At 65.2% G+C, this 14,040-nt stretch carries 15 protein-coding genes; 8 read left to right on the top strand and 7 right to left on the bottom strand.

All coding sequences use genetic code 11. The features are described from left to right. Positions 1-60: 60 nt before the first annotated feature. A complete protein-coding gene (locus tag AKJ09_RS09620; protein ID WP_146646901.1) occupies positions 61-1,224 on the top strand; it encodes an aminotransferase class V-fold PLP-dependent enzyme in 1,164 nt (387 codons plus the stop codon). Position 1,225: 1 nt separating this feature from the next. Here AKJ09_RS09620 and AKJ09_RS09615 read toward each other — a convergent pair whose 3' ends face one another. Further along, positions 1,226-1,822: a hypothetical protein gene (locus AKJ09_RS09615; RefSeq protein WP_146646900.1), complete on the bottom strand. Its 597-nt coding sequence runs from the start codon at positions 1,820-1,822 to the stop codon at positions 1,226-1,228. Between the two features lie 232 nt (positions 1,823-2,054). On the opposite strand from AKJ09_RS09615, the gene AKJ09_RS09610 reads away from it, so the two are divergent. Beyond that, positions 2,055-2,351: a YciI-like protein gene (locus AKJ09_RS09610; RefSeq protein WP_146646899.1), complete on the top strand. Its 297-nt coding sequence runs from the start codon at positions 2,055-2,057 to the stop codon at positions 2,349-2,351. A gap of 9 nt (positions 2,352-2,360) precedes the next feature. On the opposite strand, the gene AKJ09_RS09605 is transcribed toward AKJ09_RS09610, so the two are convergent. Together AKJ09_RS09605 and AKJ09_RS09600 are read right to left on the bottom strand one after the other, a co-directional pair. Continuing rightward, entirely contained in the window at positions 2,361-3,248 is an 888-nt protein-coding gene (locus tag AKJ09_RS09605; protein ID WP_146646898.1) for an SDR family NAD(P)-dependent oxidoreductase, read from the bottom strand. Between the two features lie 24 nt (positions 3,249-3,272). Further along, a complete protein-coding gene (locus AKJ09_RS09600; RefSeq protein WP_146646897.1) occupies positions 3,273-3,785 on the bottom strand; it encodes a GNAT family N-acetyltransferase in 513 nt (170 codons plus the stop codon). A gap of 406 nt (positions 3,786-4,191) precedes the next feature. Here AKJ09_RS09600 and AKJ09_RS56040 point away from each other — a divergent pair, with 406 nt between their 5' ends. Beyond that, positions 4,192-4,524, top strand: a complete 333-nt coding sequence (locus tag AKJ09_RS56040; RefSeq protein WP_146646896.1) for a hypothetical protein — start codon at positions 4,192-4,194, stop codon at positions 4,522-4,524. 449 nt (positions 4,525-4,973) lie between these two features. Here the strand turns inward: AKJ09_RS56040 and AKJ09_RS09590 are convergent, their stop codons facing one another. After that, positions 4,974-5,717, bottom strand: coding sequence for a type 1 glutamine amidotransferase domain-containing protein (locus AKJ09_RS09590; protein WP_146646895.1), 744 nt, complete (start codon positions 5,715-5,717; stop codon positions 4,974-4,976). 167 nt (positions 5,718-5,884) lie between these two features. Here AKJ09_RS09590 and AKJ09_RS09585 point away from each other — a divergent pair, with 167 nt between their 5' ends. After that, positions 5,885-6,163 carry a hypothetical protein gene (locus AKJ09_RS09585; protein WP_146646894.1) on the top strand — a complete coding sequence of 93 codons (279 nt, stop codon included), beginning with the start codon at positions 5,885-5,887 and terminating at the stop codon, positions 6,161-6,163. Here the strand turns inward: AKJ09_RS09585 and AKJ09_RS09580 are convergent. Further along, positions 6,147-6,875 carry a hypothetical protein gene (locus AKJ09_RS09580; protein WP_146646893.1) on the bottom strand — a complete coding sequence of 243 codons (729 nt, stop codon included), beginning with the start codon at positions 6,873-6,875 and terminating at the stop codon, positions 6,147-6,149. The genes AKJ09_RS09585 and AKJ09_RS09580 overlap by 17 nt on opposite strands. 390 nt (positions 6,876-7,265) lie before the next feature. On the opposite strand from AKJ09_RS09580, the gene AKJ09_RS09575 reads away from it, so the two are divergent. Genes AKJ09_RS09575 through AKJ09_RS09565 form a run of 3 tightly spaced genes read left to right on the top strand, consistent with a single transcriptional unit; the run spans position 7,266 to position 10,630 of the window. Then, positions 7,266-8,495, top strand: coding sequence for an Nramp family divalent metal transporter (locus AKJ09_RS09575; RefSeq protein WP_420814277.1), 1,230 nt, complete (start codon positions 7,266-7,268; stop codon positions 8,493-8,495). Positions 8,496-8,522: 27 nt separating this feature from the next. Further along, positions 8,523-9,776 (top strand): DNA polymerase beta superfamily protein, encoded by a 1,254-nt coding sequence (locus AKJ09_RS09570; protein ID WP_146646892.1) that lies wholly within the window; start codon positions 8,523-8,525, stop codon positions 9,774-9,776. 53 nt (positions 9,777-9,829) lie between these two features. After that, the gene (locus AKJ09_RS09565) at positions 9,830-10,630 is read left to right on the top strand and encodes a nucleotidyltransferase domain-containing protein (RefSeq protein WP_146646891.1); all 801 of its coding nucleotides are present in this window, start codon (positions 9,830-9,832) and stop codon (positions 10,628-10,630) included. Between the two features lie 6 nt (positions 10,631-10,636). On the opposite strand, the gene AKJ09_RS09560 is transcribed toward AKJ09_RS09565, so the two are convergent. Continuing rightward, positions 10,637-11,869, bottom strand: coding sequence for an outer membrane protein assembly factor BamB family protein (locus AKJ09_RS09560; protein ID WP_169927405.1), 1,233 nt, complete (start codon positions 11,867-11,869; stop codon positions 10,637-10,639). A 101-nt stretch (positions 11,870-11,970) separates the two neighbouring features. After that, the gene (locus AKJ09_RS52810) at positions 11,971-12,540 is read right to left on the bottom strand and encodes a hypothetical protein (protein WP_169927404.1); all 570 of its coding nucleotides are present in this window, start codon (positions 12,538-12,540) and stop codon (positions 11,971-11,973) included. Positions 12,541-13,332: 792 nt separating this feature from the next. Between AKJ09_RS52810 and AKJ09_RS09555 the strand changes: the two genes are divergently transcribed. Beyond that, positions 13,333-13,848, top strand: coding sequence for a hypothetical protein (locus AKJ09_RS09555; RefSeq protein ID WP_146646889.1), 516 nt, complete (start codon positions 13,333-13,335; stop codon positions 13,846-13,848). The last annotated feature ends 192 nt before the right edge of the window (positions 13,849-14,040 follow it).

The following is a 14,040-nucleotide window of genomic DNA, read 5'->3' as shown; positions in this document are numbered from 1 at the left end:
TGCCCTGTTCGGCGCGCTCCACACTCGTGACGCGGGCCGAACGCGGCTAGGCTCGCGCGCGTGAGCTACAAGCACCACTTCCGACGCTTTCTCGAGGCCGACCCCGAGCGCATCCACTTCGCGGCCCACAGCCATCACCTGTGGCCGGATGCGAGCTTCGAGGGACACGTGCAGGCCTGGCAAGACGCGGCGCGCTTGGCCGACCAGAAGTGGGAAGCGATCTTCGCCAACGTGATTCCGCGCGCGCAGGGGCACGTCGCGAAGCGACTCGGTCTCTCGAATCCGAAGACGATCGCGTTCGCGCCCAACACGCACGAGTTCTTCGTTCGCATTCTGTCGTGCCTGCCCACGAGTCGTACGCCGCGCGTGCTCACCTCCGACTCCGAGTTCCACTCCTTCTCGCGACAGGCTGCGCGACTGGAAGAAGATGGCTTGCTCGAGGTCGTTCGCGTTCCGACGCAGCCGTTCGCCACCTTCGGTGAGCGCTTCGCCGAGCAGGCGACCAAGGGCGAGTTCGACCTCGTCTACGTGAGCCACGTGTTCTTCAATTCGGGATATGCCGTCCCGAATCTCGAGTCGTTGATCGGCAACGTTCGTCCGGAGACGTTCGTCGTCATCGACGGCTATCACGCATTCGGCGCGTTGCCGGTGGACCTCGCCAAGCTCGAGAATCGCGTGTTCTACGTGGCCGGCGGTTACAAATATGCGATGGCGGGCGAGGGCGGCTGCTTCCTCCACGCGCCCCCGGGATACGGCGAGCGACCGCGAAATACGGGCTGGTATGCGTCGTTCGGTGCGCTGGCGCACGCGCAATCGAACAGCGTTGCTTACGCGCCGGACGGCGGTCGCTTCATGGGCGCCACCTTCGATCCGAGCGCGCTCTATCGCTTCAACGCCGTCATGGACTGGCTCGATCGCGAGAACATCACGGTCGAACGAATCCATGCGCATTCGCACGGGCTGCAGGAGCTCTTCGTCGAGGAGCTTCGCAAGACGACGATCGTCCTCCGCGAGTCACAGCTCGTCGTTCCGCTCGCCGAAACGAGCCGTGGGCAGTTCCTGACCTTCGACACTCCGGCCGCCGCGGACATCCACGACCGCTTGCTCGGGTCGAACGTCGTGACCGACGTGCGAGGCAATCGCCTGCGCTTCGGCTTCGGCCTCTATCACGACGAACAAGACGTGATTCGCGGCCTCGGCCGCATCGACGCCGCGTTAAGCTGAATCACTTCGCAACGGAGCAGGCGACGGTGCAAACGCCGCCGCCTCCTTTGATGCGAGCCATGTTCTCGCACGCGTTCTTCGCCATCATCGAAGCCGACATGCGGTCGTAGCCGACGCCCATACCGGAGACGAGCTGGTTCGAGCACACGTTGGCGAAGCCGCACACGCGCACCCAACCGGTGGCGTTGCACATGTACTTCGTCCGCCCATCGGTCCCGGCATTCGAGGGGGCACTCTTTGCCTTCGCGGGATCGCCGTCGTCGTGCGAATCGCCTGCCGCTGGCGTTTCGGTCGTGGGCGCGAGCGTGCTCGGAGGTGTCGTCGGGACAGCACCCTTGGAAGCCACGTTGCTGCTCGGCGCGGTCGAGGTCGCGCCTGCGTTCGCAGCGTCGTCTTCGGCCTGGGCTCCGAGCAAGACGAGTCCACCGAGCAGGATGCACGATCCGGTGCCGAGGACGAAGACGCCTGCCAGCACGATGAGCACGATGGCCAGCGGAGAGAGCCCCGAGCGAGGCGGTGGCGGCGGCGGCGGAAAGCCAGGCGCCTGATGTGCCGGATGCGGCCGGTACTGAGCCTGGGGATATTGGCCGCCGTACACCCATCAGGTTCTAACTCAGGAGGTGCGCGAACGCACGTCGCCCAATCGGACCGCACGACTCCGGCGAGAACGCTACTGCGGCGACCACTTGCGTGGACCGAGGATTTCGGGGCCCACGGTGGGCGAGGGCCCCGAAATCCTCGGTCCTTTGCACAAGTCTGTCGCGAACTCCGTTTGACTATTCAATCAGCGCAACTGAGTTGCGCTGTAAGATGCCGCGCCGAGGTATCCGATGCACTTCTTGCTGATGTATGACTTGGCGCCCACGTATCTCGAGCGACGTGGGGAGTTCCGCTCCGAGCATTTGGCGCTCGCGTGGGCGGCGGTCGAGCGAGGTGAGCTCGTTCTCGGCGGAGCGCTCACCGAGCCGGTGGATACGGCCGTGCTGCTGTTCAAAGGCGATTCGCCGGCGGCGGCCGAGGCGTTTGCCAACGCCGATCCGTACGTGAAGAACGGGCTCGTCGAGAAGTGGCGCGTTCGACCGTGGACGACCACGGTGGGCGCCGACGCCGCGACGCCCGTTCGCTGAGCGCGCGCGTCAGTTCTGCTTTTCCCGGCGACGTATCATCGAGGCGATCGCCGGGAAGTCGCGGAGCGTCTTGGCGTGGAGCTTCCCGAAGATCGTCTCTTCGAGCCTCGGTAGGAGTCGGAAGAGCGTGAGCGGGGTGCGGTTGTGTTTGGGGAAGACGATGATGCCTTCGTTCTTGGCGACCGCGTCGAGCGTGTCGCGCGCGAACGGCGTCACCTCGCCTGGCTTCATGCTCTCCCAGAAGGCGAGCTTCTCTTCGTCGGTGAGCTCGTAGATCGAGCCGCCGATCGCTCCACCGGTGAGGAGCGGCGTACGAACGGCGCCGGGGCAGAGGGCGCTCACGCGCACGCCGAATCGCGTGGCCTCCACGCGCATGGCTTTCGAGAGCCCGACCACGGCGTGTTTCGTTGCGGAATACACGGAGAGGAACGGCGTGCACATGAGGCCGGCGCAGGAGGCCGTGTTGACCATGTGCCCGAAGCTCTGCTCGACCAGGCGAGGGTAGAACGCGCGGACCACGTTTGCGACGCCCCGGATGTTCACGTCGATGAGGAGATCCCACTCGCGCTTCTGGAGCAGGTGGGTCTCACCCATGACGCCGGTGCCGGCGTTGTTGAAGACGTAGTCGACGCGGCCGAAGCGCTCGAAGGTGCTCGTTGCGAGCTGGCGAACGGCGTCGTCGTCTCGCACGTCGAGATCGACGACGGTGGCGCGTCCGCCGAGGCCGCGGATGGCGGTGGCCGTCTCGGCGGCGGCGTCTTTCTGCAAGTCGGCGACGATGATCTCCGCTGCGCCACGGCGCGCGAGCTCCTCCGCGATGGCGCGACCGATCCCCGATGCGCCGCCCGTGATGACTGCCACGCAGTCGCCGTACGTGCGGATCTTGCCGTTCTTCATCGTCCCCTCTCGTCTTCGAGTCGCTCAGCCGCGACGAAGAATGAACTCCAGATCGCGCGTTTCGCCGACGGGAAAGAGGTACTCGCCGACCTTCTCGAAGCCGAGGCGTCCGTAGAATCGCTGGGCCCCGAAGTTCTCGGACCACACGCCGATCCAGATGCGGTGTCGACCAACGCTCTCGAGCCACGCCAGGGCCTCGGCGCACATGCGCGAGCCGAGACCGCCGCTCTGGTGACCACGCTTCATGTAGAGCCGGTTGAGCTCTCCGTCTTCCGGCTTCACCTCGGGATGAGGAAGCCCACACGGACCGGCGAGTGCGTATCCGATGACCTCGCTGCCGGACTCCACGATCCACGATGCCTTGTCGGGATTGGCGAGATCTCGGCTCGTTCGTTCGAGGCTGTAGGCGTGCTCGAGAAACGCCGCCAGGTCTTCTGGCTTGTACAAGTGCCCGAACGTCTCGACGAACGTGGTCTTGCCAACCTCGGAGAGAGCGACGACGTCGCTCGGCAGCGCGCGGCGAAGGATCGGAGTCATGACGCGCCCACCCTAGGGCGAGCGCGCACGAATGGCGAGCCCGGCCTTTCTCCCTCCGCCTAGAACACCGACAGGCACTGGCCGGTCTCGCAATCTCCCGCCGTGTCGACGTCGAGCCGCGCCGCGCATACGCGCGCCGATATCGGCGGCGCGATCGAATCCAGCGCGCGCATGGGAAACAACCGCTCGAATCAAGTGTCGGGCGGCCGGCAGCTCGCGGAGGACTCGCAGCCGCGTCGGACTCTATTCGAAGCGCTCGCTCGATGAGTGACGGCCTCAATGACTCGCGTGTCCTCGTTCACGAAGGTCGTCGGCTTTGCCTCAGTGTCCTCCGCGAGGACTGGCTCAGCGATGCACGAACGAAGATTCGGCGAGAGTAACCGAGCACAGCCACGAGCAGGTGCACTTGGGTCGCACGCCTGCGATGACGATTCATTTCTCGCCGAAATCGATCTGGATCTGGTGCCCGGGCGCGGTCTCGAAACGGACCGTTTGCAGCCTCTGTAGCCCGTTTCTGTTGCCGATGTGGCGTGAGTCGCTGCAGCGTTCGCAGTGGCACATCCTTGCGAGCGATGCCCAGCTCGCGTGCGATACGTTTCTCGCCCCACCCCAGCGCGTGCAGCGCGCGGATCTGCCGAACGATCTCGCGAAACAGGACCGCTTCGATGAAGCGCCCGACGGCCGAGCGGTGACGACCACGGAGACTGCAAGTCGGTTCCGCCCTTGCTTGAAGGCGTGATGGCCTCGAACGAAACCCTCGTCGGGCCTCGTTCGAGGGGACGTGGGAGCGAACGCAATGCGTCCATCATCGCTCGATGACGCGCGTATTTTGGCTCCGACGGGAAACTGCACCAATCAAAGTTCGAGGCTGAATTTCAATCCCGCCGCAGAAGCGTTCTGCTCATCAATGTGAGCTTCTATTTGTTGAATGCTTCGAGGGCTGCCTTGAAGGTCGATGACCCTTCCGCGGGCAATGACACGCATTCAGACGATGACTCATTGGGCGGACGCTTCACGTAGGACGACAACACGCCTCCTCCCCGAGGAGGTGGACTCGCTCCGCGGATGTCGCCACAGGGACGTCCTCCACCGTCGGCAGGCGCGACAACCGCGGATCGCGCACCTTGGAAAGGATGACGACCACGCGAGCGAGTCGCGTCGCTATGGCGAAGAGAAGTCGACGTTGGGCTAGGTGCGGAGTCGCTCGGCGAGTTTGCGGGCGAACAAGTAGGCGTCGCCGGGCCAGCGGGCGGAGACGTAGGGGCCGTTTTCGACGACGAATGCGCAGGTGTCTTGGGTGGCGGTGCCGTGGGTCGTCAGGGTGATGGGGCCGCGGAGGAAGTCGGAGGGGGAGGCGAGGGCTTCTTTGACCTCGTCTTCAACGTAGGCGTCGTAGGTTCGGTAGTAACGACCGAGCTTCCACGACGTCAGGTAGTACGCGATGCGCTCCATGTACTTCGGGAGGCAAGTCGTCGTGCGGCCGTGGAGAACGCTCTTGCCGGTGTCCGGATCTTTCGCCCGGGCGAGAACGATGACGCCGTGGCAGATGGCGCCGAAGGGTTTCCCCGTGCGGGTGAACGCGGCGACCTTCGATTGGAGAAGCTCGCTCGCGAGGTACTGCTTCATGCCCTGGGCGTGGCCGCCGGGAAGGACGAGGGCGTCGAACGTCGTGGGATCGATGTCGCGCCAGGCGATCGGGGCGCGGAAGGCGGGCGAGCGTTCGAGCTCGGCGTAGAGACGCTTGGGCTCCTCTTTCGCTCCCAGCTGTCCGAACAGGACGCCCGTGACGAGCTTGGGGTCGCAGGCGGGAGTCGTGGCGTTCTCGGTGGCGAAGACCACGTCGTGGCCTGCTTCCGAGAGGACCGCCCAGGGGACGGCGACCTCCGTCAGGTCGAAATCGCGATCGGGCAGAGGGACCAGTACGCGCGCCATGGACGACGAGACTGCCGCGGACTGCGGGCGCATGCAAAGGCGAAAGATGGGGGACCTCGAGCGTCGGAATCGCCGCGAATTGGCCCGGAATTCGCCGGTCGCGAAAAAAGTTCGGGCGGGCTGTCGAAATAGGAGGGGCTCGAACGTCATCACCACGAGAGGACGACATGAATACGCAGACGGCTCACCAGGACGACGTGAATGAGGGCTCGCGACGAGAGACCGTGAAGCGGCTCGCGCGTAGCTTGCTCACCGCCGAACGGATCCTGATGGGACTCATGTTCGTCGGTTTCGGAGTGAACGGCTTCCTCGGCATCATGCCGACGTCGCTCGCCCACGATGGATCGGCCGCACTCGGCGGCGCGTTGATGAAGGCGAGCTACCTCTTCCCGCTGCTCAAGGGGACCGAGGTGCTGCTCGAGGTGTACGTCAAGCCGCGGACGTGATTGCGCGCAGCCGAGAGGCCACGTCGTCACCACGGAGCGGATCACCATGACACGGGACGAACATGCGAGGTGCCTCGCGATCGAGCTCGCCCAGCACGAAGTCCTTGTAGGCGCTCTTGTCGCGAACGAAGATTCGCTTGAACACCGGATTGGTCATGAGCCCGGCGCGAAAGCCGAGAAGCCGAATGGCCGTCCCCGCGAGGCCGCCCGGTAGCCGGCGCTCGTTGATGATGGCGTCGCACGAGACCCAGGCGGGGCCGTCTTTCGTTGCGACCGAAACGAAGGTCTCTCCTTGTTTCGCGGAGGGAGGGCTGAAGACGCGGACGCCGGCCGGCAACGCCGCTTCGAGCACGGTGAGGTCGTCAATCTCGACGCCCGGCACCTTCTTTCGGAGGCGGCGGAGTGCCGTCGGATGCGCGACGATCCGTGCCGTGGGATATCGGCTCTTCCAGGTCGCGAGCCCCGCGTTGTGGAAGTGATTCGGCGCCAAGAGGAAGCGTGGTCGGCCCCAGGCCTCCAGTTCGCTCCACAGGCGCTCTGCGAGTGGTACCCCGGGGCTGAAGACGAGCAGCCCGCCGTCACCGATGCCGATGACCACGGTGCGCACGCGTTGTCGCCCGTAGATGACGCCCGCGAAGGGCCGTTCGTCGTCGAAGACTTCCCAAGAGTCGCGTGCGCTCATCGTCATTTCGCCCGAATCGAAGACCCCCATCACTCGCAACGAGTGAGCCGTCATTAGACGCCAATTCTCGGAACCGGACCAGCTTCGACGAGGGAGTCTGAAACGCCAGTGCTCCGCGAGGGGGGCGTTTCGCCACTGGGGCACTTTCCCTCAAGGCTCGCTCTCGGCGGAGGGCGGATTTTTCCGAGCGGAAGGACGCGTCGGCCCTTCGGTTCGGGCCGGCCGTCTGGTCGTCGGTTTGCACGGTCATTCCGAGTTTGTCCTGCCGGAGGGCGCAACGATGAGCCAGCGCACGCAGAGCTCGAACGAGTCCCACGAGCCCTCGTTCGCCGACTGACCCCGAGCATCAACGATGCGGATTGGGTGGTCTCCTTGAACGACGCTCCTTCGGTTGCTCTTCCGCCCACTGCGACGCCGGCTCTGCGGCCACCTTCGTGGCGGAGGCCTCGGATCGTGTCGCTGCTGGGCCCCGCGTTCGTCGCCGGGGTTGCCTACCTCGATCCAGGCAACGTCGCGAGCAACATGACGGCGGGAGCTCGCTACGGCTACTTGCTCGTATGGGTCGTCGTCGCGGCCAATCTCGTCGCGTGGCTCGTCCAGTATCTCTCCGCGAAGCTGGGGCTCGTGACGGGCCTCAGCTTGCCGGAGATCATGGGGCGTCGTCTGACGAACGTGTGGGGACGTCGCCTCTACTGGCTACAAGCGGAGCTCGTCGCCATGGCCACGGACGTTGCCGAAGTCGTCGGTGGGGCCATCGCGCTGTCGTTGCTATTCGGCATTCCGCGTCTTCTCGGCGGGCTCTTGACCGGCGTTGTCTCGATGCTGGTCTTGGCCATTCAGAATCACCGCGGCGCAAAACCCTTCGAGCGGACCATCACCGCCATGATGGTGATCATCGCCGTGGGATTCACGGCGGGCCTCTTCTTGGCACCACCTAGTCCAACCGCGACGCTGGCGGGGCTCCTGCCTCGTTTCGAGGGCACGGACTCCGTGCTTCTGGCGGCCTCGATCATCGGCGCCACCGTCATGCCTCACGCGATCTACGCACACTCGGCACTCACGCGCGATCGCTTCGGCCGGGTGAAAGAAGGCTCGGCGCGAGACCACGTGCTGCGCGCCACACGATGGGACGTGACCATCGCGCTCACCGTGGCGGGCTCGGTGAACCTCGGCATTCTTCTGCTCGCCGCGAGTACCCTCGAGGGCAAGGTGATCGCCGACACGCTCGAGGGGGCCTACCATGCGCTGCGAACGGTCGGGGCCGTCGTGCCGACGTTCTTCGCGGTCGGCCTGCTCGCATCGGCGCTGGCTTCGACGTCCGTCGGTGCGTACGCGGGGGCCGAGATCATGCACGGGCTGCTCGCGTTTCGAATTCCGCTTCTCTTGCGTCGGTTGATTACGCTGATACCGGCGCTCGCGCTCCTGGCTCTGAACCTTGCACCCACATGGGCGCTCGTTCTCAGTCAGGTGGTTCTGTCGTTCGGGATCCCGTTTGCGCTGGTTCCGCTCGTGGTCGTCACTTCCGAACGGAGCGTGCTCGGGAGCTCGGTCAATCGGTGGTACACGACCGTCGCCGCGAGCGTTGCGGCGGCGCTCCTGGTGATTCTCAACGTGACGCTGCTCGTCGTTCTCGTGCGCGACATGCGTTAGAGTCGCGCTTTCGAGGAAGTTCGTTCCGTGGATCTCCGTCTCCGTCGCCTCCAGAACCTCGACCCTCGCGCCGTGCCTCTTCCGCATGGCACGGAGGTCGTCACGCGTGTCGACCGCATCGTCGACGAGCGCCGCGTTCCGCAGGGGACGATTGGCCGCGTCACCAAGCTCGATGGTGACGAGGTCGAGGTCACGGTGGTGGGGATCGGTGTTCTCCGATATGCGCGCACCGAGCTCTCCGCGCGGCGCGTGGGCCAAGCACTCTACGCGCGCCGTCGTGCGGACACGTGGGAAGCTCTTCACGGATGCGTGGTGCTCGAAACCACGGTGGGCTCCCGCGCCTGGGGCCTCTCGGACGAGACGTCGGACGAAGACCGGCGGGGCGTCTTCGCGCTGCCATTCCCATGGACGCAGGGGCTCGTCGCGCCGCCCGAAGACCTCGTCAGTGCCGATGGCAGCTCGACGTACTGGGCGGTCGGCAAGGCCTTGCGTCAGGCGTTGCGCGCCGATCCAAATACATTGGAGATGCTGTTCGTGCCTCGGGCTCGCGCTCTCGACGACGTCGGGCAGTGGCTCCTCGACGCGCGCGACGCGTTCGTTTCGACCGAGATCTACGGCACGTTCGGTCGATACGCGCTCGGGCAGCTCCGTCGCCTCGAACAAGCGATGAAGCTGGCCGAGCACCGGGCCGTCATCCTCGACTGGCTGCGCGACGAACCGCATCTTTCTCTCGACGAGGTTGCCGTTCGTCTCTCCAGCGTGTCGACGAGGGCCATGCCGACCGAGAGCGATCGGATCCATGCGGCCAAGCGCTACGTGAAGGACCTCTATCGATCACTCTTCGACCAGGGCCTCCTCGAGTCGAACGAGTTTTCTGCGCTCGTGCGCTTCGCTTGCCAAGAGGCGCAGGAGCTCGATCTGCCGCGTGAGCTCCGTCCCAAGAATGCCTACAACCTCGTGCGTCTCCTCGTGACGGCGGGCGGCTGGCTTCGCAACGGAACACCGGAATTCGAAATGACGGGCACCACGCGATTGCGGCTGCTCGCCATCAAACGCGGGGAAGTTCCCCTCGCCGACGTGCTCGCGGAGGCGGAACGAATGGCGGCCGACCTCGAGTCGGCGCGCGACGCATCGACGTTGCCGGCGCGCCCGGACGTGGCGAAGGCAGACGCCGTGCTCCGGCGGATTGGCGAAGAGCTCGCACGACGTTGGGCGGCGAATCGACCGGGGCCATTCGGAAAGGATGCGCCGCTACCGCCCGAGGTCGTCTGGTCCGAATGAGGAGATGGCCTCGCCGCCGAGCGATTTCGTAGTATTCGTTTCTTCGAGGATTCATGTCTCGCCGCGAACCGCTTCGCCATGCTCTCGACGTGCTCGTGCCCGAACAGACGCGCGTGATGAACGCCGTGCTCGACGAAGAAGAGCGTCGACGCGAGCATCTCGTCGTCTACTTGAGCGGCGCTCACGCCTACGGCTTTCCCTCGCCCGACAGCGATCTCGATCTCAAAGCCATCCACGTGGGCGACACGGCCGACTTCCTCGGATTCCAACCCAAGCCGACGACGTTCGATCGCGCGCAAATCATCGACGGAGTCGAGATCGACTACACGTCGAACGAAATCGCGCACGCCTTGGGCGGCATCATCAAGGGCAATGGCAACTTCATCGAGCGCATTCTCGGACGCACCGTGCCGCTCGAGTCCCCGCTGCTTGCCGAGCTGCGGCCGCTCGTCCAGCGCTCGCTCAGCCGCCGCGTGCTTCAGCACTATCGCGGATTCGCCATCAGCCAGCTGCGCTTCGTGGAGAAGGAGCCGAGCGCCAAGAAGCTGCTCTACGTGTTCCGTACGGCGCTGACGGGCGTCCACCTGCTCCGCACCGGCGAGCTCGAACCGGACCTTTCGCGCATCATGGACGAGTACGGCCTCGGCGAGGCTCGCTCGCTCATCGAGCGAAAGCGGTCGGGCGAGCGCGTGGGGATCGACGCGTCGCTCCTCGAGTCCTGGCGACCGCGCATCGACGCGGTCTTTTCACGGCTCGAAGATGCCTATACCACGAGCGTTCTCCCCGAGGAGCCCCCGAACGTGGGCGAGCTCCAGGCGTGGCTTCTCGAGGTCCGGCGCGCCCGCTTCGCGTGAAGCTGGCTACTGAGCCTTGGGGAGTTTCGACGGCGGCGCGAGGCGCGCAATCTCTTGGCCTGCGCTGTTCGCCACGACGAGAGTGGACTCGTAGCCGTAATAGATGCGCGTCTGGTCCGCGACGACAGGGCTCTGATACTTGAGCTTGTTGACCCACTTCGGCTTGCCCGTGTCGAGTTCGAAGGCGGACACGTTCCTCGCGCCGTCGGTGCTCGCAATCAGGACGCCGTCGACCACGCCCATGAAGTTGCGGACCTCCGCCGGGGCCCTCCACTTCGATTTGCCCTGGGCATCGAAGCGGACGATGAGGGTCTGCTTGGTCCCATCGTCGGCCTCACAGACTCGATAGACATCGTTCCCCGCGCGAAGGACGTAGCGGCAGTCGAGATCGCCCTTGGTCCAACGCTCCCAGCCGCACGTCTGGCCGGGGCCGCAGCGGAACTCTTCCTGTAGCTTGCATGTATCGGCGCCGGTGGACTTCTTCGCCGTGTTGGCATTGAAGCGCATCGTGCCGTCACCGAGCACGTAGACGATGACGTCGCTCTTTCCGACCGCGCAGGAGCCTTCGAGGATGCCACCGTTTTTGAAGCGGAACGTGCCCGACGCGACGCCCGTCTTCGCGTCGAAGAACGAGATGTCGTTGTCGGTGGCGACGGAGATCCAATCGCCTTTGGTGGTGAAGAGGTTCCGTCCGGAGTTCTCGGGACGAGCGACGGCCCAAATCTGCGTGAGCGAGCGGCCGTCCGCCTTGACGAGCTTCGGGCCGATGGACGCGATCACGTTGCCTTGCTCGTCGACCGTGATGGCCGAGAGCTGTCCCCACGTCTCGACGATGGGCTGAGACTTGGCGAGCGTAGGCGACACCGTCGGCGGCGGGACCTGGATCGGTTGCGTCGTACGTTTCGGGCGGCCGCCGATAAGGAGAACGGCGGTCACGAAGAGCGAGAGCACGACCGCGGCCGCGGTGATGATGACGATGGCTCCAGGCGGTACACCGGGCGCGCGTCTCGCCGAGACGTAGGGTGGTTGCGCCGGCCCGGGCGGACGCTGGAAGGCATCGGGGATGCCGCCCCAATTTCGATCTTCGTAGAGGACGTCGCGGACCGCCTGGCGAACCTCAGCCATTGGCACGTGAGCACGCACCACGTTCGTCGTTCCGCAGAACGGGCACGCCACGGAATCCGCGTTCGACGGTGGCAACGGCGCGCCGCAACGCACGCACAGGGACGCTTGGGCCATCGCGTCTACCTTACCGGTCCCACTTCCGAAGCCAAACCAGCCATCGCATGTGGGACGGACGAGACGCCGATTCGATGCAATGTGGCCTCGTGAGCGAGGCCTCAGAGACCCGTATTGCTGGCTCGCGTGCCACTGTCGGGGCTGGGAGCAGGCGCCTGGTCGGGGATCGCGCTTGCGCAAAACGAAATGTCGCTCGCGCACGACGGTAGTCGGCAGGTGACGTGCTCGATTGGCGTGATGTTCGTGCAGCCGATGCCGTCGTTGCAGTCGAGTGGGACGTCGATGCATGGCGACGTGCCGTGACAGCTGATCTCGATGCCGGAGATCAGCTTCGCGAGCTCGCCCACCTTCGGCATCTGGTACGCGTATCCATCCCTCGCGGTGACCACGTCGTGAGCGTCGTTCTCGTCGAGTATGACGACGAGATTGAATGTCCCGTTCTCTTCGCTCCACGCCGCGACGTCGAGCTCGCACATGTCGATTTCGAACGGGACCACGCCGGTTCGGAGCTGCTCGCGTTCGAGCACGACACGCTTCAGCGCGTGCAGTCGCCCGCCCAACCGATTCTCACCTTCGACGTAGACGAAGGAATGCCGGAGAAAGATCGCGAGGGCGGGCATCGCCGAGCCGGTGACACGCGCCTTCGGATCGAAACGTGCGGTTCCTCGCACGACGCTCGCTTCATTTCTGGTCTTGCACCGCGATGTGCTCGAGACAGGAGCGCACGCTTGGGCACCAGGAATTCCGCCTTCGACTGTTGCATCTCCCATCGGTGCGGCGTCTCGAACGTCGCGAATGCCGGCGTCGAGGGCGAGCCCAACGGCTCTCACCTCCGGTGAATCCGATGAACATCCGACAATGGCGACACCCGCCGCGACGCTTGCCGCGACAAGGAGCGTGGTCGCGCGCATGGGCGCTCACGTCGTTACAAGCAGTGTGCCATGCGGAATGACGAAGGGATCCGCGGCACGACGCGCGAGCTCGTCAACATCCTGTCATCGCCAAAGATGCAGAATGCACGATCGCGCGACCGTGGTCGTTCCACATTCTCGCCGCCGACCACGTGATCGAGCGTTCTGGCGACGAGCCGAACCGACCGTGGTGAGAGCGCACAGTGGACGCGAGCCGCTCGGCGAAGTGACACGCGCTCGCCGCCTCGTGGCGTTCCTGCCATGCAACGCGCCAGACATGTCGGCCCATCGCACACGCGGTCGGCGTCGTGACGCCTCCCCATCGTCAGGAGGTCCCGCGTGGCCCGGCTGGTCGTCCCCCCGCTCACGCCTTCGTTACCGTCCCTTCATCTGCGGGCGGTGCCCGTCCACCGTCCTGCCGAAATTGCGTTCGTGGCGGCCGGGTGCGCCTTCGGCGCGTCACAAACGAGTCTACTTTGCCTTACTCCGTAGCAAAGCTCTTGCGTTACGCTCCGGTTGAGGTGAAGAACCCGGGTTTCAAGGAGCCCGACCATGCGTATCCCGTTCTTCGTTGCCGTGACCTCGCTCGCTTCCCTGCTCGCCCTCGCGGTGGCCTGTTCCTCTTCGACGACCACGGTCGTCTCGGGTGATGCGGGCGACGAAGAAGCCGAAGCCTCCGTCAAGGACGCCGGCAAGGACTCCAGCACGAAGGACTCCAGCACGACGGACAAGGATTCGTCGACCGGCTCGCCCGACGACGCATGCTTCGCCATGGCGAAGGACAAGTGCGGAGAGTGCTGCGCGACGAACCACGAGGACGGTTACACCGTCGTTCTCGAGGCGGTTCTCAAGTGCGCGTGTGAGGGCACGAGCCCCGCCTGCGCGACGGAATGTGGCGACACCGTCTGCAAGGACCCCAACAGCACGAGCGTGCCTCAGGCGTGCAGCGATTGTCTCAACACCTCGATCGCTCAGGGTGGCAAGTGCGTCCAGGCGGTTGGCACGGCGTGCCAGGCGTCGGAACCCTGCATGACGTGGCAGAACGACTGCGTCGCGCACTGCAAGTGAATCGCTGAAGCGCCGCTTCGCTCGCGGCGCCATCACGAAGCGCCCCTCTCGTTCTGTTCGCAGGACGAGCAGGGGCGCACGTGTTTCGAGGCATGAGCGAACAGACGGCTGACCACCTCCGGTCACGGCTGCGCTTGCGGTTTTGCCGTGACGGAACGGTGCGAGCGTGGTGCGCTAGAACCTCCGGTTCGG

This window comes from Labilithrix luteola (genome assembly GCF_001263205.1).
Taxonomy (GTDB): Bacteria; Myxococcota_A; Polyangia; order Polyangiales; family Polyangiaceae; genus Labilithrix; species Labilithrix luteola.
This window is presented reverse-complemented; position numbering and strand designations above follow the sequence as displayed.